This window comes from Blautia sp. 210820-DFI.6.14 (assembly GCF_020558815.1).
Taxonomy (GTDB): domain Bacteria; phylum Bacillota; class Clostridia; order Lachnospirales; family Lachnospiraceae; genus Blautia_A; species Blautia_A obeum.
Genome location: NZ_JAJCKS010000008.1, coordinates 81,161 through 101,857, shown reverse-complemented (window position 1 = coordinate 101,857; position 20,697 = coordinate 81,161). Strand labels below are relative to the sequence as shown.

Here is a 20,697-nt window from a genome sequence, read left to right as displayed (position 1 = left end):
GTTACTCATAATAAAAGAACAGGGGTAATAAAAGATTTAAACTCAGGAGGCGAATAGAGTGAAATATCTGAGACAGTTTGGAATCATCCTTGCTGTGACCTGCGCGGGGGAGATCATGAAATATTTTATCCCGCTTCCGATACCGGGCAGTATTTATGGTTTGATTCTGATGTTTGTGCTTCTTCTTTTGAGAGTGATCAAAGTAGAACACGTAAAAGAAACAGGAGAATTTCTGATTGAAATTATGCCGCTGATGTTTATTCCGGCAGGAGTGGGACTGATCACATCCTGGGAGCAGCTGCAGTCTTTCATGGTGCCGCTTCTGGTGATCACAGTCGTGTCTACATTTGTAGTTATGATCGTGACTGGAAAAGTGACAGACTTCTTAATTTCGAGAATAGGGAAAGGAGAAAAGAAGTAGTATGGACAATCTGATCTTAAGTTCAGCAACAGTAGGTATCGTGATCAGTCTTCTGGCCTACGAAATCGGTCTTGCAGCGCAGCGCAAATGGAAATTGGCACTATTGAATCCACTGCTGATCTCTATTGCACTTGTGATCGTATTTCTGGTAGTGTTCCATGTGGATTATGAAAGCTACAATATGAGTGCAAAATATCTGAGTTATCTGCTGACACCTGCAACAGTCAGTCTGGCGATTCCATTGTATCTGCAGCTTGATCTGTTGAAAAAAAATATCGGAGCGATACTGGGAGGCGTGATCTCAGGTGTGATCGCAAGCCTTGGAACTGTGCTTGTAATGTCTGTTGTGTTTGGACTGAGCCATAAAGAATATGTAACTATGCTTCCGAAATCCATTACAACGGCAATCGGAATGGGAGTATCAGAGGAACTTGGCGGATATGTGACGATCTCTGTTGCCGTGATCATTATTACAGGTGTTCTGGGAAATATGTCAGCAGAATTTATCTGTAAGCTTTTCCGTATTAAGAGCCCGATTTCCAGAGGCCTTGCAATCGGCACGGCATCCCATGCAGTAGGAACTGCGAGAGCAATGGAACTGGGTGAAGTCGAGGGAGCAATGAGCAGTCTTGCTATCGTTGTGTGCGGTCTGTGCACAGTAATCGGAGCATCCATCTTTTCCTATCTGTGGTAAACGGAAATAAAAAATATAAAAAGTTGACGATTCATCCCGAAACCACGGATGGTCGTCAACTTTTTTTTCTGTTCTAAAAGAGTTATATGTATCTCTCTTGCAACTGGCTGTCATACATTTGCTTAGACCCTATAGTTTTGCGCCACCGGATTTCCCCGGCTATGCCTTTTTTTAAAATAAATATAGTCTTTTATTGCATAAACGATAATATGTAGTATTGTATATTTGAATCCATTCCATGTTTTATTCAGCATTGATACTGAGCGGCTGTTCCTGATTATTTAACATTCCCATTTTTATAAGTAATGATATTGCATCACCCATGCCTGCTACATAGGACATGTCTGCGTATCGTTCATCCCTTGATTCCAGGCATGCAATATAATCATCTACGACTCTTCTGATCACATAAGGTATTTTCAGACTGCTGTAGCGTTCTTCCAGATAATCCAGATCACCGTTGTCCTGCTGAATATACTCATCCGATTCAAATATTTTCTGTCTCCTTTCTCCCATCATTTTTTCGATGTAGTTTGCAATTACAGCTTCGTTTTTGTTTTCCAATTTTTAATCCTCCGTTTGTGCAATAACTATAGGTTTCGCCATTATTCTATAATTCAGAAAGGTATATCGTCAATACGATTCGTCAGACAATTTCTTAGATTTTTCGACAAATCATAGAATCTTCTTTGGTAGATTTTATGTTATTTTTAAAGCATTTCCGATGGTTTTTGTGTGTTTTGATTTTTTATAAAAACAGAGTCGTTTTTTGCTAAGAATTTTCTTTACTTTTCTGTAGTTTTCGAATAATATTGTAGATATATGCATATCAGAATATGAATAAATATGCATTCCATTTCAGAAGGGAGAGGAACTTATGACAACTTCACACATCTGCATCATGATAGCAATCATTGTTTATCTGGGTGCAATGATCTATGTCGGCTACCTCTGTTCCAAGAAAAATAATGACACATCCGATTTTTATCTGGGTGGACGTAAACTTGGACCATTGGTTACGGCAATGAGTGCAGAGGCTTCCGATATGAGCAGCTGGCTTTTGATGGGACTTCCGGGTCTGGCTTATCTGTCTGGAATCGCTGATGCCGGATGGACTGCAATCGGACTTGCAATTGGAACGTATCTTAACTGGAAGATCGTTGCAAAGAGAATTCGTCTCTACACACATGTAGCAGGCAATTCGATTACATTGCCATCATTCTTCAGCAACCGTTTCAGAGACAACAGACACCTGTTACAGTCGATCGGAGCTATTTTTATCGTTATTTTCTTTATTCCGTATACGGCTTCCGGATTCGCAGCCTGTGGAAAACTTTTCTCCAGCCTTTTTGGAGTAAAATATCTCACAGCAATGATCATCAGTGCCCTTGTTATAGTTGGATATACGACTCTCGGAGGATTTCTTGCCGCATCAACAACGGACTTTATCCAGAGCATCATCATGTCTATTGCACTGATCATCGTATTTTGTTTTGGGGTATCTATAGCAGGAGGTCCTTCAGCGGTTATTGATCATGCGAAATCACTGCCGGGTTATCTGACCATGATGACAACTTATGATCCTGTAAGTGGAACGGAGTCTGCATATCCTGTTATAAATATTGTTTCCATGATGGCCTGGGGACTTGGCTATTTTGGTATGCCGCATATTCTTCTTCGATTTATGGCAATTGAAGATGAAAAGAAACTTTCCTTATCAAGAAGAGTAGCTACTACATGGGTAGTGATCTCACTTGCTGTAGCAGTACTGATCGGTGTGATCGGCCTTGGAATGACAGAAGCAGGCAAACTTGAAATGCTTCAGGGATCTAATTCAGAAACGATCATTGTTAAGATTGCAGATCTTTTGAGTACATATGGTGTTCTTCCGGCACTGCTTGGTGGTACGATCCTTGCGGGAATCCTTGCATCTACCATGTCTACTGCAGATTCACAGCTTCTGGCAGCTTCTTCAGCAGTATCTTCTGACCTTCTCGGAAGTATCCTGAAGAAAAAAGCTGACAAGAAGGAGAGTATGGTTGCTGACCGTGTTACATTGCTTTTGATCGCAGTCGTAGCGGTTATCATTGCACGTAATCCGGACAGCTCAGTATTTAACATCGTATCTTTTGCGTGGGCTGGATTTGGTGCTGTATTTGGACCGGTTGTATTGTTTGCTTTGTTCTGGAAACGTACGAACTGGCAGGGTGCACTGGCAGGAATGATTTCTGGTGGTGTTATGGTATTTGTATGGAAATATCTGGTTCGACCGAATGTGTCTTTCTTGAATTTCTATGAATTACTTCCGGCTTTCCTGGTATCCTGCGCGATGATCGTGCTGGTAAGTCTTGCGACTAAGGCACCTTCCAAAGAAATCACGGATGAATTTGAACTGGTTCAGAAAAGAATGGCTGAATAAATATAGTCGATGAAATAGTATAAAAAGAAAAGCTGGTGATTATCCGAATATGGATAATCATCAGCTTTTTTAGATGTTCCAAAATGGACCTGAGGGGAATCGAACCCCTGTCCGAAAGCCTATCCCTTGCGGTGTCTCCCATCACAGTCGCTGTTTTAACATTCCCTTGGCAATACGCCCATCGACAGGCTTATTGCTTCAGTAGCTTCATGATACATCTACCGGGGCAAAGCTTACCCGGCAAGGTTTCTCACATAGTCGACACCAGATTCCTGATGTGTGAGTGCATCAGGGCTGATGAGCAGCACTTAGGCTGCTAACGCGTACTGTTCGTCTGCGTTTATATTTAGTTTCCCGGTTGGTACGCAGTCCAGGAGTCTGCGGATGGCTGCCTCAACTTCAAAGCCCCCGTCGAAACCAGTACAAGCCCTGATCAGGTTCGGAAAGATCCGATATTACTGGTAAACAGACGATGCTTGTGTTTCTGACTTTTTCTATTATATGAAACTGTATATAGAGTTGTCAAGGGAAGAACTTGGTTTTTATAACCTTTTTATAAAATACTGAAAAAAACTTGACAGTGACAGTTAGAAGATGTAAACTCACGATAGATATAACGAACGGAAGTTACTCGAAACAAATAGTAAGACAAAACAAACTGAACGGATCAGGAGGAACGAAAATGGAAGCACTGCGAGAGGAAATATATGATCATACATCAGATCCTGCTCAGGAATCCTTCCGTAATCAGCAGTATCAGAGAAGCAGCATGCAGCGGAGTGCTATTGTTGACAGACTTCGCCGGGAAGGCTGCAGGATTACAAAACAGAGAAAGATCATACTGGATATTATTTTGCAGGAAGAATGTACCTGTTGTAAGGAAATATATTTTCTGGCATCTAAAAAGGATCCAAATATTGGAATGGCGACAGTATACAGAATGATTAATCTTCTGGAAGAAATCGGTGCCCTGAAAAGGAAAAGCGCTTATCGCATCTGCGATGAACAGGGACAGGTACCTGTCTGCTGTGTACAACTGGATGATCAGACAAATATCCGGCTGGATAATGAAAAACTTCGCAAGATCATTGAAAAAGGAATGGAATCCTGCGGATATCTCCAGTCAAGGAGAGTACGACGCGTATCCGTTGAAAATAGCAACTAATGGACTCCCGGAAGAAAATACGCAAAAAACAGAAGTAAATTACTCTGTTTTTAGATGATAATGAGAAAATTTATCACTTTTGCAAGTTAGTCTGGACTTTTGTTTTGGAGATTTTATAATATGTGTAATGTTAAAAAAGAAATATACAGGAGGATATTACAATGATCAAACTTGATAAGAAACACAGCGGAGTATTCGCGGCAGGAGTATTATTCGGAACAGCAGGAATCAAACTTCTTTCCAGCAAAGATGCAAAAAAAGTTTATACGAACTGTACAGCAGCTGTTCTTCGTGCAAAAGACTGCGTAATGAAAATTGTATCCAAGGTTCAGGAGAATGCAGAAGATATTTATGCAGAAGCACAGCAGATCAACGAAGATCGCGCAGCAGCTGAGGAAGCATTTGAAGATACTGCTGAAGAAGAAACATTTAAAGAAACAGAAGAAACTGCAGCAGAAGAGGAATAAGAACAAAGCACCTGCGGAGAGAAACTGCAGGTGTTTTTCATAACTAAAGGTGATGACAATATGAGATTTAAAATAGAACATGAAATCAGAGGCAGAGTCAGACTTCATATCTGTCAGAAACGAATGACATGCAGACAGGCAGATCAGTTGGAATATTTTCTGACAAAACTGAATGGTGTAATCTCTGTCAAAGTAGTAGAGAGAAATCAAGACGTAGTGATCTGTTATTCTGATAACAGAGAAGAAATGCTGAGGGCAATTCAGAGATTTTCTTATGAAAAGGCTGAGGCACCGGAAAGTTATCTTCAGAATTCAGGAAGAGAAATGAATGGAGAATACTGGGAGAAGATGGTAAACCATGTTGTGCTCCATTATGGTAAGAAAATACTCCTGCCACTTCCGGTCCGGACATTTCTGACAACGCTGAAATCTGTGAAATATATCTGGAAAGGTGTGCGCACACTTGCAAAATGCAGAATTGAAGTTCCGGTACTGGATGCAACGGCGATCGGTGTATCCATGCTCAGAGGTGACTTCAGTACAGCTTCTTCCGTAATGTTCCTTCTTGGCTTTGGTGAGATTCTTGAAGACTGGACACACAAAAAGTCTGTGGATGATCTGGCACGAAGCATGTCCCTGAATGTGAGCAAGGTATGGCTGATAACAGAGGATTCTGAAGTTCAGGTAGGAACAGATGAAATTAAACCTGGTGACAGAGTCCGTATACATATGGGAACCGTAATTCCGTTTGACGGTATTGTTACAGAAGGCGAGGCTATGGTAAATGAGGCGTCTCTAACAGGGGAATCCATGCCGGTGGCAAAACATGAATCCAGTTATGTATATGCCGGAACGGTTATGGAGGAAGGTGAACTTACCATTCGCGTAAAAGAAACTTCTGGCTCTACCAAGTTTGAAAAGATCGTAACCATGATCGAAGAGACTGAAAAACTGAAATCGGCAGTGGAGAGCAAAGCAGAACATCTTGCAGACAGACTGGTTCCGTATACACTTGCTGGTACAGCTCTTACATATGCACTCACACGAAATGTGACCAAGGCATTGTCTATTCTTATGGTTGATTTTTCCTGTGCATTGAAACTTGCAATGCCAATTTCTGTTCTTGCAGCGATACGTGAGGCAAATGCACATCATATTACGGTGAAGGGTGGAAAATTTCTGGAAGCAGTTGCTGAGGCAGATACGATTGTGTTTGATAAGACAGGAACACTGACGAAGGCACAGCCGACAGTTGTTGATGTAGTTTCCTTTAACGGTGATTCAAAAGAAAATCTTCTCAGACTTGCTGCATGCATGGAAGAACATTTTCCACATTCCATGGCAAAAGCAGTTATGGATGCTGCAAAAGAACGTGGCCTGACTCATGAAGAAATGCATTCAAAAGTTGAATATATTGTAGCTCACGGAATTTCAACAATGGTAGATGGAAGAAAAGCAATTATAGGAAGCCATCATTTTGTATTTGAAGATGAAAAATGTACAATTCCGGTCGGAAAGGAAGAATTGTTCAGAAATCTTCCGGAAGAATATTCTCATCTGTATCTTGGAATTGAAGGGAAACTTGCCGCGGTGATCTGCATTGAAGATCCGCTTCGCCCGGAGGCACCGGAGGTTGTAAAGGCACTGCGAAAAGCGGGGTTCACACAGATCGTTATGATGACAGGAGACAGTGACCGTACCGCAAAAGCAATTGCGGCGAGAGTCGGTGTCGATAAATATTATTCCGAAGTTCTCCCGGAAGACAAAGCTAAATTTGTAGAAGAAGCCAAAGCACAGGGCCGTAAAGTCCTGATGGTAGGTGATGGAATTAATGACTCTCCGGCGCTTTCTGCAGCAGATGTTGGTATTGCGATCAGTGATGGAGCAGAACTTGCAAGAGAAATTGCGGATATCACGATTGGGGCAGATGATTTGAGTGTCATGGTTACACTGAAGGAAATCAGCAATGGTCTGATGGATAAGATCCATAAGAATTACAGACGTATCGTTGGTATTAATGGAAGTCTGATCGCTCTTGGTGTAACAGGAGTGATTCAGCCGACTATGTCTGCATTGCTTCATAATACTTCAACTTTACTGATTGGTATGGACTCTATGAAATCTGTACTCTAAAGTCAGTTCAGAATATGAAAAGTTAATTAAAGAAAACTCTTGACAGCAAGTGAAAAGTATTGTACTATCATATTAGTTAGAAACAGCTAACAAATAAAAACTTACGGATATGGAAACATATCCGTAAATTTAAAACAATAGGTTAGACACAACTAATCAACGGGAGACTTAAGGATGTTAGAAGCTGAGATCATAGCACACTGTGCACCTACGCTGGCAGGAATCAAAACTGCAAATATGTTTACTTATACACCAATGAACAGAAATAAACTGTCCATGGAAATTGAAGAGGAAAACAGAAAACTGAATTGCAGAGGTGTTTTTGTGGAAGTGCTCAGAACAAGTGAATATAAGGCACTGGTCTATGTATACCGCAAAAAGAAACTGGAACAGGATCTGCAGTGTGAAGGTGCATGTGCTCTTTTGAAAGACTGCGGTTATGAATGTCAGGAGACAGATTGCTGTATTCGACAGCTTCAGGAGCGCTTTTTTGAAAAAGATGGTTTTCCACATGAAGTTGGGCTTTTTCTTGGGTATCCTCTTGATGACGTGACTGGATTTATTGAACAGAAAGGTAAAAATTATAAATGTTGCGGAATCTGGAAAGTATATGGAAATGAAAAGCAGACTCAGATGCTTTTCCGGAAACTGAAGAAATGTTCAGAAATCTACAGACGACTTTTTGCGGATGGAAGATCAATTCTTCAGCTGACTGTTGCAGCATAAACAGAAAGGATAAGGTAAATCAAAATGAGTAAAGTAGCAGTAGTATATTGGAGTTCAACAGGAAACACAGAAGCTATGGCAAATGCAGTAGCGGAAGGAGCAAAAGCAGCAGGTGCAGAAGTTATTTCTTTTGAATCAGCTGATTTTTCAGCAGATAAAGTAGATGAATTTGATGCAATCGCATTTGGATGCCCTGCAATGGGAGATGAAGTACTGGAAGAAGATGAATTTGAGCCAATGTTCAGCGAATGTGAGGCAAAGCTTTCTGGTAAAAAGATCGGTCTTTTCGGATCCTATGGATGGGGAGACGGAGAATGGATGCACAACTGGGAAGATAAATGCAAAGAAGATGGAGCAGTCCTGGTTGCTGATGGTGTGATTTGCCAGGAAGAGCCGGATGATGATGCAGTTGAAAGCTGTAAAGCACTTGGTAAAGCACTTGCATAATCTCAGATTATTTTATAGACAACAGAAATGTAACAGCAGAGAACCGGAAGCCGTCTGAATGGCTTCCGGTTTTTGTTTTATGAAAAATTACTTCTAATTCTGTCCAAATTTCTGCCATCCGTTCACAAAACTTACATAAATCTCTGCTAAGATAAAACAAAATAGAAAGTAAATGTTTGATGGAGGAATGAAAAATGGAAGCCCCAAAGATTCTTGTAGTAGATGATGAAAGTCGTATGCGTAAGCTTGTGAAGGATTTCCTTGAAAAGAAAAATTTCCATGTACTGGAAGCCGGAGATGGTGAGGAGGCAATGGATATTTTTTATGAAGAAAAAGATATAGCACTGTTGATCCTGGATGTCATGATGCCTAAGATGGATGGCTGGGAAGTATGTCGTGAGATCCGCAAAAACTCAAAAGTACCGATCATCATGCTCACTGCCAGAGGAGATGAACGTGATGAACTTCTTGGTTTTGATCTTGGTGTAGATGAATATATTTCCAAACCATTCAGCCCGAAGATCCTGGTTGCCAGAGTAGAAGCAATCCTTCGAAGAACCGGACAGGATGCCGGAAACGATGTGCTTTCTGCTGGTGGCATCGTGATTGACAAATCTGCTCATCAGGCAAGTGTTGACGGCAAACCAATGGAACTGAGCTTTAAGGAATTTGAACTTCTTACGTATTTCCTTGAAAATCAGGGAATTGCATTATCCAGAGAAAAAATCCTGAATTCTGTATGGAATTATGATTATTTTGGAGATGCCAGAACCATTGATACACATGTCAAAAAACTTAGAAGCAAAATGGGAGACAAGGGCGAATACATTAAGACTGTCTGGGGAATGGGTTATAAATTTGAGGTAGATGAAGCATGAAACAGAAGCATAACTCAGCAGAAAAATCAAGAAAAAAGAAATTTCATCCGCTGAGGAGACAGATTGAATTCTGGTTTATCGGATTATTGCTTTTGTCCATGGTGATCACAACAGTTATCAACGGTCTGTTTCTGGAACACTACTATATTAGTAAAAAAACGGATGTGCTTCAGGAGGCTGTGAAAAATCTGGAATCGTTGAAGATGACAACGGATTCTGACGGGAATTGTAATGCTGAGATCTCGGATGAAATGTTTAAAGACAGTTCAGAGAATAATCTTACCTGGGTGGTGATCACAGCAGATGGACAGACAGTATGTTCTGTCGGAAGTAATGAAGATCTTCTGGAGGCCCGACTGGTCGGTTATGCTTATGATCTGGATCAGAAAAAGGATGATCATGCAAAAACACTCCAGCAAAATGAGAATTATGTTATACAGCAGGTGAGGGACCGCTTTGCTGGAATGGAATATGTGGAGAGTTGGGGAGAACTCAAAAATGGCTGCTATTTTCTGATCCGAACGCCACTGGAGAGCATACGTGAGAGCGTTTCCATATCGAATAAATTTTATTTCTATGTTGGCATTTTGATCATTGTGATCAGTGGATTTGTGATCTGGTTTGTGACGAAGAGAATCACTCGTCCGATCAGTGAACTGACACATCTCTCCACGAAGATGAGTGAACTTGATTTTGAGGCCAAATATCAGAGCCATGCCGGAAATGAGATCGATGAGCTGGGAGAAAATTTCAACCGTATGTCTGAACAGTTGGAAAAGACGATTTCAGAGTTGAAATCTGCAAACAATGAATTACAGAAAGATATTGAGAATAAAGAACGAATCGATCAGATGAGACAGGAGTTCCTGAATAATGTTTCTCATGAGCTGAAAACTCCGATCGCGCTGGTTCAGGGATATGCAGAAGGACTGAAAGAAAATATTTCCGAAGATCCGGAAAGCCGGGAGTTTTACTGCGATGTTATCATGGATGAAGCATCTAAGATGAATAAGCTGGTTCGTAACCTTCTTACTTTGAATCAGCTGGAATCCGGAAGAGATGAAATGACCGTAGAACGCTTTGATATTGTCACTCTGATACGGGGAGTTCTGCAGTCTATGGATATCATGATCCAGCAAAAAGAGGCAAAGGTCGGCTTTGATGCAGAAAAGCCTGTCTATGTATGGGCAGATGAATTTAAAATTGAAGAAGTCGTGACAAATTATACAAGCAATGCATTGAATCATCTGGATGGAGAAAAAGAGATCGAGATCCGTGTCCTGACAGAGGAGAACCATGTGAAAGTAACGGTATTTAATACAGGTACACCGATACCGGAGGAAGATATCCCGAATCTCTGGAATAAATTCTACAAGGTAGATAAGGCGAGAACCAGAGAATATGGTGGCAGCGGTATTGGATTATCTATCGTTAAGGCGATTATGGAAGGTCTCCATCAGCAGTATGGAGTGCAGAACTATGATAATGGTGTGGAATTCTGGTTCACGTTAGACAGAAAGAATCAGTAAAACAGCACAAATCGAGACAGATGTAAAGAAATCGCTTTGCATCTGTCTTTTTTTGGGTTATACTGGAATAATATCAATGAAGACAGGATGTGAGAGACAAATGATAGGAATTATCGATTACGATGCGGGCAACATCAAAAGCGTAGAAAAAGCACTTGCATATATTGGGGAGGAGACGATCGTTTCCCGGGATCCAGAGGTGCTTTTAAAAGCAGATAAAGCGATCCTTCCGGGCGTTGGAAGCTTTGGACAGGCAATGGAGAATCTGCACAGATACAATCTGGTACCGGTCATTAAAGATATGGTAAAAAATAATACGCCGTTTCTTGGAATCTGTCTGGGACTGCAGCTGCTTTTTGAGAGCAGTGAAGAGACACCGGGAGTAGAGGGTATTGGTATTCTGAAAGGAAAAATTCTGAGAATTCCACCGGCAGAAGGACTTAAGATTCCGCATATGGGATGGAATTCGCTGCATCTGCAGAATAACGGAAGACTGTTTCAGGGAATTCCAGAGGACACATATGTATATTTTGTACATTCCTATTATCTGCATGCAGAAGAACCGGAGATCGTAAAGGCAGTGACAGACTACAGCACAACAATCCATGCATCTGTTGAAAAGGGAAATGTATTTGCATGCCAGTTCCATCCGGAGAAGAGCAGCAGATACGGCCTCAAGATCCTGGAAAATTTTGCGAAACTGGAAAAGGAGGGGAACTGATATGTTTACCAAGAGAATCATTCCCTGTCTGGATGTCAATAAAGGCCGGGTGGTTAAGGGCGTTAATTTTGTGGACCTGAAAGATGCCGGTGATCCGGTTGAGATTGCAAAAGCATATGATGCAGCAGGAGCAGATGAGCTGGTTTTCCTGGATATCACAGCATCCTGTGAAGAACGTGATACGGTAGTTGATATGGTGCGTAAAGTAGCTGCCTGTGTATTTATTCCATTTACGGTTGGCGGAGGAATTCGTACCGTGGATGATTTTAAGAAGCTTCTCCGGGAGGGTGCAGATAAGATTTCTGTGAATTCTGCTGCAATAGACCGTCCGGAGCTGATTCGTGAAGCAGCAGAGAAATTCGGCAGTCAGTGTGTAGTGCTTGCTATAGATGCCAAGAGAAGACCGGGAGGTGGCTGGAATATCTACAAACATGGCGGACGTCTTGATACAGGATTGGATGCGATTGAATGGGCCAAAAAGGCAGAGGCACTGGGAGCAGGGGAAATCCTTCTTACCAGCATGGACTGTGATGGAACAAAATCGGGTTATGACATCGAACTGACACGTGCAATTTCAGATGCAGTCAGCATTCCGGTTATTGCCTCCGGTGGAGCCGGGACTCTGGAACATTTTTATGATGCTCTGACAGAGGGTGGCGCAGATGCAGCACTTGCAGCATCTTTATTCCATTATAAAGAACTGGAGATCAGTCAGGTGAAAGATTATCTGGCAGACAGAGGAATCTCCGTAAGAAGATAAGAGGTGAAAGAAACATGGCTCCTTTATCAGGAGAATGGCTGGAAGCATTGAAAGGCGAATTCCATCAGCCATATTATGCGAAACTATACAAAACAGTGATGCAGGAATATCAGACACACAAGATCTTTCCTCCGGCAGATGATATGTTTAATGCATTTCATTTCACACCACTAAGTCAGGTAAAAGTTGTGATTCTCGGACAGGATCCGTATCACAATGATGGACAGGCCCATGGGTTATGTTTCTCTGTAAAAAGAGATGTAGAGATCCCGCCATCGCTGGTTAATATCTATCAGGAACTCCATGATGATCTGGGATGCTATATCCCGGATAACGGTTATCTGGAAAAATGGGCCAGACAGGGTGTTTTAATGCTTAACACGGTCCTGACTGTGCGGGCGCATCAGGCGAATTCTCACAGAGGTATTGGATGGGAGCAGTTTACCGATGCTGCAATTGGTATTCTGAATGAGCAGGATCGTCCAATTGTATTTCTCCTTTGGGGAAGACCGGCACAGATGAAAAAATCTATGCTGACTAATCCGAAACATCTGATTCTGGAAGCACCGCATCCGAGTCCGCTCTCTGCATACAGAGGATTTTTTGGATGCAGACATTTCAGCAAAACAAATGAATTTCTGATTCAGAATGGTTTGGAGCCGATCGACTGGCAGATTGAAAATAAAGAACAGCAGGAAATTAAGGAGTAAACATGAACCAGAAGAACAACTTAGTAAAAAATGCATCTTTCTTGATGGTTGCGGCAATGATCTCCAAGGTCATCGGTCTTCTTTATAAGAGCCCGCTTTCATCAATTGTAGGCAATATGGGAATGGGATATATCAGCCTTGCCCAGAATGCATATATGATTCTTCTGATGATTGCATCCTTCAGCATTCCGCAGGCAGTTTCCAAACTGATCTCAGAACGAATTGCTTTAAAAGATTACAAAAATGCCCAGAAGATTTTTCATGGATCTCTGATCTATGCGGCAATCGTAGGTGGAATCGTAGCACTGGTGTGTTTATTTGGGGCAAGATTTATTATTCCGAGCAATCAGCCGAATGCAGTACTGGCATTGCAGATCTTATCACCAACGATTTTCCTTTCCGGAATCCTGGGTGTATACAGAGGATATTTTCAGGCATACCGTAATATGATGCCAACTTCGATCTCGCAGATACTGGAACAGATTTTTAATGCGGCAGTCAGTCTGATCGCAGCCTGGATGTTCATTAAATATTTTGCCGATGGTACAGATGGAAGTGTGGCAAAATGGGGAGCCGCCGGATCTACTGTTGGTACGACAGCAGGTGTCGTGATCGCACTGTTGTTTATGCTCCTGGTATATGGTGTTAATCGGAATGCGATCAAATGCAGAGTCAGACATGATCATTATCATGATGAGGAGTCTTATGGCGAGATTCTGAAGCTGATTATTCTGATCGTTTCTCCAATCATCCTGAGCTCATTTATCTATAATATTAATGGTTATCTGAATGGAGTTCTGTATTCTGAGATCATGGGAAAACATGGTGTAAATGCAGATATGATCAGTATGATGTATGCAGAATATGCGACCTACTTTATGAGTATTATCAATATTCCTTTGACGCTTTCAAGTGCAGCACCGACTTCGATGATCCCGGAGGTATCTGCACTGTATGCAACGGGAGATATTGATGAAACAAGGAGAAGAGTGGACCAGACCGTGCAGTTGTCCATGTTCATTTCTATTCCATGTGCGGTAGGACTGGCAGTGCTTGCACAGCCAATCGTATCACTGCTGTTTGGAGGAACAAATGGTGTGGCCGGAAAGCTTTTGATGCTTGGATCCTTTACGATACTTCTGAATGGAATGTCCAACATTTCCAATGGAGTACTTCAGGGAATTGGTAAACCGAAGATCCCTATGATCACAGCAGCAGTTGCACTGGTTGTAGATGTGATTGTAGTTGTTGCGCTTCTGATGTTCACAGACCTGGGTATTTATGCATTGCTGGTTGCTATGATCGTGTATGCAATCGTTGTATGCGTGATGAATGATTTCTTTATGAAAAAATATCTGGAATATAAGAACCCATGGAAGGCGGCTTACGTAAGTCCGCTGATCGCTTCTGCAGTGATGGGTGTCGTGGCAGCTGGTGTTTATTATGGCTTTCATGCAATCTTACCATCTAATATCATCTGCCTGGGTGTATCGATCATTCTGGCAGCAGCAGCGTATTTTCTGGTTTATATCCTGGTTGATAAGACAGCATCCGAGCGGCTTTCCAGAATGCCTGGCGGGGCATATCTTGTTCGAATTGCACAGAGAATCAGAAGATAAGGGAAAACAAGTTTTTCAAATGATAAAATACGGAAAATACAGGATATCTGTTGGGTATTTCAACAGATATCCTTTTTTGTTATAAAATTTGACACTCAAATTAATTTGGGGAATGAATATGCGACAAATTGTGAAACTTGGTCATTGTCATTTGTAAAACTTTGTCGTATAATGTTACGGAATTCGGTTTTTGAGAAATACTTTTTAATAAGAAAGAACACGTTTATTCATATCTGTAGATATACAGTTTTGACGAGGAGGTCGATTTATTGAATACATATACATTGGGAATTGATATCGGATCTACTACAGTAAAGATCGCGATTCTTGATGAAAATGACAGGCTTTTGTTTGCGGACTATGAACGTCATTTTGCGAACATTCAGGAGACACTGGCAGATCTTCTGGAAAAAGCAGAAAAGCAGCTTGGAGAAATGACATTATGTCCTGTAATTACAGGATCCGGTGGACTGACACTTGCGAATCATCTGGAGATTCCGTTTGTGCAGGAAGTTATTGCCGTGTCTACATCTCTTCAGAAGATGGCTCCGCAGACAGATGTTGCTATTGAGCTTGGCGGAGAAGATGCCAAGATCATTTATTTTGAAGGCGGTAATATTGAACAGCGAATGAACGGTATCTGTGCCGGCGGTACAGGTTCCTTTATTGACCAGATGGCATCCCTGCTTCAGACGGATGCACCTGGCCTGAATGAATATGCAAAGAATTATAAAGCTCTTTATCCGATCGCTGCCCGTTGTGGTGTGTTTGCGAAGACAGATATCCAGCCGCTGATCAACGAGGGTGCAACGAAGGAAGACCTGTCAGCATCTATTTTCCAGGCGGTTGTCAATCAGACAATCTCCGGACTGGCATGTGGTAAGCCGATCCGTGGACATGTAGCATTCCTTGGTGGTCCGCTGCATTTCCTTTCTGAATTAAAGAAAGCATTCATCCGTACACTGAAGCTGGATGATGAACATACGATCGTACCGGAGAATTCTCATCTGTTCGCAGCAATCGGTTCTGCACTGAATGCAAAGGAAGATGTTACTGTTTCGCTGACAGAACTGAAAGACAGACTTCGTCATTCCATTAAAATGGATTTCGAAGTAGAGCGTATGGATCCGTTGTTTGCAACAGAAGAGGACTATGAGGAGTTTAATAAACGCCAGTCATCTTATAAAGTTGCTACAGGTGATCTTGCTTCTTATAAGGGGAACTGTTATCTCGGTATCGATGCAGGTTCCACTACGACTAAGACAGCCCTGGTAGGCGAGGATGGAAGTCTTCTGTATTCTTTCTACAGTAATAATAACGGAAGCCCACTGAAAACAGCAATCCGCTCAATTCAGGAGATTTATTCAAAACTTCCGAAAGATGCCAGAATTGCTTATGCATGTTCTACCGGTTATGGCGAGGCACTGATCAAAGCAGCACTTCTTCTGGACGAGGGAGAAGTTGAGACGGTTTCTCATTATTATGCAGCAGCATTCTTTGATCCGGAAGTTGACTGTATTCTGGATATTGGTGGTCAGGATATGAAATGTATCAAGATCAAGAACCAGACGGTTGACAGTGTACAGCTGAATGAAGCTTGTTCTTCCGGTTGTGGATCTTTTATTGAAACATTTGCCAAATCTCTGAATTACAGTGTACAGGATTTTGCAAAAGCTGCGCTTTATGCAAAACATCCGATCGATCTTGGAACCCGTTGTACGGTATTTATGAACTCCAAGGTAAAACAGGCACAGAAGGAAGGAGCAGAGGTATCTGATATTTCTGCAGGTCTTGCATATTCGGTTATTAAGAATGCTCTTTACAAAGTTATCAAAGTTTCAGATGCGACAGAACTTGGTAAGCATATCGTTGTACAGGGTGGTACCTTCTATAATGATGCAGTCCTTCGAAGCTTTGAACGTATTGCCAACTGTGAAGCAATCCGTCCGGATATCGCCGGCATCATGGGGGCATTTGGTGCAGCATTGATCGCGCGCGAGCGTTATGAAGATGGCAAAGAAACAACCATGCTCTCTATTGACAAGATCAATGAACTGAAATATACAACTTCTATGGCGAATTGCCGTGGATGTACCAATAACTGTCGTCTGACGATCAACAAGTTTACCGGAGGACGTCAGTTTGTCAGTGGTAATCGTTGTGAGCGAGGAATTGGTAAAGAGAAGAACAAGGATCATGTTCCGAACCTTTATGAATATAAATATAAGAGACTGTTTTCTTATGAACCGTTAAGCCCGGATCAGGCAACAAGAGGACAGGTGGGAATTCCACGAGTCCTGAATATGTTTGAAAACTATCCGTTCTGGTATACATTCTTTACGAAACTGAAATACGAAGTGGTACTTTCACCGACTTCTACCAGAAAGATATATGAACTGGGTATTGAATCTATCCCGAGTGAATCAGAATGTTATCCGGCAAAACTGGCACATGGTCATATAAGCTGGCTGATTAAAAAAGGTGTGAAGTTTATTTTCTATCCATGTGTGCCATATGAGCGTAATGAATTTCCAGATGCAGTAAATCATTACAACTGCCCGATCGTTACATCCTATGCAGAAAATATCAAGAACAATGTGGATGAACTGAAAGATCCGAGCATTAAATTTATGAATCCGTTTATGGCATTTACGACAGAAGCAATTCTGACGGATCGCCTGGTTGAAGTGTTTAAGGATATTCCGGCAGAAGAGGTCAAAGCAGCGGCACATGCAGCATGGGAAGAACTTGCACAGGTGCGTAAGGATGTGCAGAAGAAGGGAGAAGAAACCCTTCGGTACCTGAAAGAGACGGGACGTAGAGGAATCGTTCTTGCCGGTCGTCCGTATCATATTGATCCGGAAATTCATCATGGCATTCCGGATCTGATCAACAGCTATGGAATTGCGGTATTAACAGAGGATTCTGTGTCTCATCTTGCAAAGGTAGAGAGACCGATTCGTGTTAATGACCAGTGGATGTATCATTCGCGTCTGTATGCGGCAGCGAACTTTGTAAAAACACAGGATAATCTGGATCTGATCCAGCTGAATTCCTTTGGATGTGGTCTGGATGCCGTTACGACAGATGAGGTTTATGAGATCCTGGATGGCAGCGGAAAGATTTATACCTGCCTCAAGATTGATGAGGTAAACAACCTTGGTGCGGCAAGAATCCGTGTGCGTTCTCTGATCGCTGCACTTCGTGCAAAAGAGGCGCAGCACAAGGAGCGTGAGATCAAACCGTCTTCTATTGAAAAGGTTGTATTTACAAAGCAGATGCGTAAGGATTATACGATCCTGTGCCCACAGATGTCACCGTTTCATTTTGGAATTTTACAGGCAGCCTTTAATACCTGTGGTTATCATCTGGAAGTTCTTCCGAATGATAATAAGCATGCTGTTGATGTTGGCCTGAAATATGTAAATAATGATGCATGCTATCCGTCTCTGATGGTAGTCGGACAGGTTATGGATGCTCTTCTTTCCGGTAAATATGACCTTAATAAGACGGCCGTTATTATGTCTCAGACAGGCGGTGGCTGTCGCGCATCCAACTATATTGCATTTATCCGCCGTGCCCTCAAGAAAGCAGGCATGGAGCAGGTGCCGGTTATTTCCATTAACTTAAGTGGGCTGGAGAGCAATCCGGGATTCAAACTGACACTTCCACTGATCAAACGTGTCTGCTATGGTGCAGTGTTTGGTGATATTCTGATGAAGTGCGTATATCGTATGCGTCCATATGAACTGGAGCCGGGAATCGTCAATCGTAAACACAAGATCTGGGAACAGAGAGTAATCTCATTCCTGGAAGGCAGCAGTGTCAGCCATGGACAGTTTAAGAAGATGTGTCGTGAGATGGTACATGAATTTGACCTGATTCCGATCAGCGATGAAAAGAAACCGCGAGTTGGTATTGTTGGAGAAATCCTTGTCAAATTCCTTCCGGCTGCAAACAATCATCTGGCAGAACTTCTGGAAGCAGAAGGCGCTGAGGCAGTCTGCCCGGATCTGATCGACTTTATCAATTACTGTTTCTATAACCAGAACTTCAAATGTGAATTCCTTGGATTTAAGAAAAATAAAGCAACGATCGCAAACTGGGGAATCAAAGCGATTGAATGGCTGCGTGGACCGGCGAACGAAGCTCTTGCACAGAGCCGTCACTTTACACCGGCTGCTAATGTTGCCAATCTGGCAAAGATGGCATCACCGATCGTATCTCCGGGTAATCAGACTGGTGAGGGATGGTTCCTGACCGGTGAGATGATGGAACTGATTCACGGTGGTGTACCGAATATTGTATGTATTCAGCCGTTTGCGTGTCTGCCGAACCATATTGTAGGTAAGGGTGTTATCAAAGCAATCCGCAGAGAACATCCGGAAGCCAATATCGTGGCAATCGATTATGATCCTGGAGCAAGTGAGGTTAACCAGCTGAACAGAATTAAGCTGATGCTGTCAACGGCACAGAAGAATCTGAAAAAGGAATTAAAATAATAAAGCAAAATAATAAATCTGTGAAAGGCAAGGTACGTGAAATAAATGTGTACCTTGTCTTTTTTGGTATCTTTTTAAATAATCTATGGACTAGGGTACTGAAAAGTGTGATAATTATATTAGAAACATAGCTTGATTTTTTATGCTGGCGAAGGGGTGGTGCAAATGAAAAGGAATCAAAAAAGATTTGTAATTGTGTTTCTGGCAGTCATATTTATGCTTGGTATGTCGGTACAGGTATCGGCAGGAAGTAAGGTTATGTACGTCGGACAGACATACAGGATTAATGTGTCTGGTAATTATAAATGGAGCAGTGCAAATAAGAGAATTTTGCGAGTAAAGGGAAAGAAGATCACACCGCGAAAGGTTGGAAAAACCTATATAAGAGGAATCAGAAAGGTAAAAGGAAAAAAAATTGTAAAGAGGATTTGGATCGTTGTTAAGAATCCATATATAAACAAGAAAAGAGTGACGCTGGCTTCAGGAAAACAGTTGAAACTGAAGGTGACGGGCACAAAGGTACTTAGATGGAAATCATCTGATAAAAGGATTGCAACAGTATCATCTGCAGGAATTGTTAAGGGGAAAAAGGGTGGAACTGTCAGGATAACAGCGACAGGGAAGAATAAGAAGAAATACACTTGTATTGTTAAGGTAAAGGCTGTGCAAAAGAAAACAGTAGCAGTGCCAACAGCGACACCGGTACCGACTGCAACTCCGACACCGATTCCGGCTCCAAATGCTTATCTGATCGGACATCGCGGGTACAAAACAACTGCACCGGAGAATACATTTGCCTCGTTCAGAACTGCAGTTGCAAAAGGATATAAAGCAATCGAGACAGATGTTCGATTTACTTCGGACAAAGTTCCGGTGCTTTTGCATAATGCAACAATAAATAAAACATCGAATGGACAGGGCTATATTTCCGCAATGACCTATGAGGAAGCCAGGACATATGATTTTGGTTCCTGGATGGGAGAAGCGTATGCGGGTGAACAGATTCCAAATTTTAAAGAATTTATTGAATTCTGTAAAGCAAATTTCGTACATCCTTATATTGAACTGAAAAAGGATGCTTCGACAAACTATGAAGACATACAGGGACTATATGAGATCGTCTGTACAGAGGGCATGCAGCAGAATGTATCCTGGTTTTCTTTTGATTATGATTATATGCTCTGGATGAAAGAAATCGCACCGACAGCAGACATAGGAATTGTACTTCCAGGCAAAGCATCTTTGGGTATTACGGAAGATGTCTTTGGAAAACTTGAAAATCTGAAGACAGGAATAAATACTGTTTTCGTAAGTGATTATGCAAGAAAGATATCTCCTGCAGTACTCTTAAGATGCAAAGAGGAAGAAATTAATCTTGTGGCTCGTGATATCACCAGCGTGGAGGAATGGTATGCCCTGGATCCGTATTATAGGGCGGCATTTGCCGATGCAGTGTGAGGAACATTTTTCTTTACCATTTTTACTCTGTCTGGTATACTTAGAACC

Annotated in this window: 17 protein-coding genes, 1 other RNA gene and 1 riboswitch; of the genes, 16 read left to right on the top strand and 2 right to left on the bottom strand. The window is 41.9% G+C overall.

What is annotated here, in order from left to right:
- Positions 1-58: 58 nt before the first annotated feature.
- The gene (locus LI112_RS08575) at positions 59-421 is read left to right on the top strand and encodes a CidA/LrgA family protein (protein ID WP_195968176.1); all 363 of its coding nucleotides are present in this window, start codon (positions 59-61) and stop codon (positions 419-421) included.
- A gap of 1 nt (position 422) precedes the next feature.
- A complete protein-coding gene (locus LI112_RS08570; RefSeq protein ID WP_227190549.1) occupies positions 423-1,115 on the top strand; it encodes an LrgB family protein in 693 nt (230 codons plus the stop codon).
- A 95-nt stretch (positions 1,116-1,210) separates the two neighbouring features.
- A riboswitch (cyclic di-GMP riboswitch) is annotated at positions 1,211-1,291 on the bottom strand.
- Positions 1,292-1,358: 67 nt separating this feature from the next.
- Here LI112_RS08570 and LI112_RS08565 read toward each other — a convergent pair.
- Positions 1,359-1,679, bottom strand: a complete 321-nt coding sequence (locus LI112_RS08565; protein ID WP_173903937.1) for a hypothetical protein — start codon at positions 1,677-1,679, stop codon at positions 1,359-1,361.
- A 313-nt stretch (positions 1,680-1,992) separates the two neighbouring features.
- Between LI112_RS08565 and putP the strand changes: the two genes are divergently transcribed.
- Positions 1,993-3,534, top strand: a complete 1,542-nt coding sequence (gene putP / locus LI112_RS08560; protein WP_144368648.1) for a sodium/proline symporter PutP — start codon at positions 1,993-1,995, stop codon at positions 3,532-3,534.
- Positions 3,535-3,615: 81 nt separating this feature from the next.
- On the opposite strand, the gene ssrA is transcribed toward putP, so the two are convergent.
- Positions 3,616-3,964: a transfer-messenger RNA gene (ssrA, locus tag LI112_RS08555) on the bottom strand.
- Between the two features lie 252 nt (positions 3,965-4,216).
- On the opposite strand from ssrA, the gene LI112_RS08550 reads away from it, so the two are divergent.
- The 13 genes from LI112_RS08550 (at position 4,217) to LI112_RS08490 (ending at position 20,649) form a co-directional block, all read left to right on the top strand.
- A complete protein-coding gene (locus LI112_RS08550) occupies positions 4,217-4,699 on the top strand; it encodes a transcriptional repressor (protein WP_186290926.1) in 483 nt (160 codons plus the stop codon).
- A 161-nt stretch (positions 4,700-4,860) separates the two neighbouring features.
- Positions 4,861-5,166 carry a DUF6110 family protein gene (locus LI112_RS08545; protein WP_005422135.1) on the top strand — a complete coding sequence of 102 codons (306 nt, stop codon included), beginning with the start codon at positions 4,861-4,863 and terminating at the stop codon, positions 5,164-5,166.
- Positions 5,167-5,226: 60 nt separating this feature from the next.
- Positions 5,227-7,299: a heavy metal translocating P-type ATPase gene (locus LI112_RS08540; protein ID WP_227190547.1), complete on the top strand. Its 2,073-nt coding sequence runs from the start codon at positions 5,227-5,229 to the stop codon at positions 7,297-7,299.
- A 174-nt stretch (positions 7,300-7,473) separates the two neighbouring features.
- The gene (locus LI112_RS08535) at positions 7,474-8,025 is read left to right on the top strand and encodes a DUF3793 family protein (RefSeq protein WP_005422137.1); all 552 of its coding nucleotides are present in this window, start codon (positions 7,474-7,476) and stop codon (positions 8,023-8,025) included.
- Between the two features lie 24 nt (positions 8,026-8,049).
- On the top strand, positions 8,050-8,472 hold the full coding sequence (locus LI112_RS08530; protein WP_022388367.1) for a flavodoxin: 423 nt from the start codon (positions 8,050-8,052) through the stop codon (positions 8,470-8,472).
- Between the two features lie 194 nt (positions 8,473-8,666).
- On the top strand, positions 8,667-9,350 hold the full coding sequence (locus LI112_RS08525; RefSeq protein ID WP_022388366.1) for a response regulator transcription factor: 684 nt from the start codon (positions 8,667-8,669) through the stop codon (positions 9,348-9,350).
- Complete coding sequence (locus tag LI112_RS08520) at positions 9,347-10,879, top strand: cell wall metabolism sensor histidine kinase WalK (protein ID WP_117996642.1); 1,533 nt, start codon at positions 9,347-9,349, stop codon at positions 10,877-10,879. Before LI112_RS08525 ends, LI112_RS08520 begins: the two co-directional genes overlap by 4 nt.
- 100 nt (positions 10,880-10,979) lie before the next feature.
- Positions 10,980-11,600, top strand: a complete 621-nt coding sequence (gene hisH / locus LI112_RS08515; RefSeq protein WP_022388827.1) for an imidazole glycerol phosphate synthase subunit HisH — start codon at positions 10,980-10,982, stop codon at positions 11,598-11,600.
- A 1-nt stretch (position 11,601) separates the two neighbouring features.
- The gene (hisF, locus tag LI112_RS08510; RefSeq protein ID WP_022388826.1) at positions 11,602-12,360 is read left to right on the top strand and encodes an imidazole glycerol phosphate synthase subunit HisF; all 759 of its coding nucleotides are present in this window, start codon (positions 11,602-11,604) and stop codon (positions 12,358-12,360) included.
- Positions 12,361-12,374: 14 nt separating this feature from the next.
- A complete protein-coding gene (ung, locus tag LI112_RS08505; RefSeq protein WP_117638626.1) occupies positions 12,375-13,070 on the top strand; it encodes a uracil-DNA glycosylase in 696 nt (231 codons plus the stop codon).
- 2 nt (positions 13,071-13,072) lie between these two features.
- Positions 13,073-14,689 carry a polysaccharide biosynthesis protein gene (locus tag LI112_RS08500; RefSeq protein ID WP_022388824.1) on the top strand — a complete coding sequence of 539 codons (1,617 nt, stop codon included), beginning with the start codon at positions 13,073-13,075 and terminating at the stop codon, positions 14,687-14,689.
- 269 nt (positions 14,690-14,958) lie between these two features.
- Positions 14,959-19,191: a 2-hydroxyacyl-CoA dehydratase gene (locus tag LI112_RS08495; RefSeq protein ID WP_227190545.1), complete on the top strand. Its 4,233-nt coding sequence runs from the start codon at positions 14,959-14,961 to the stop codon at positions 19,189-19,191.
- A 165-nt stretch (positions 19,192-19,356) separates the two neighbouring features.
- A complete protein-coding gene (locus LI112_RS08490; RefSeq protein WP_227190543.1) occupies positions 19,357-20,649 on the top strand; it encodes a glycerophosphodiester phosphodiesterase family protein in 1,293 nt (430 codons plus the stop codon).
- Positions 20,650-20,697: the final 48 nt, after the last annotated feature.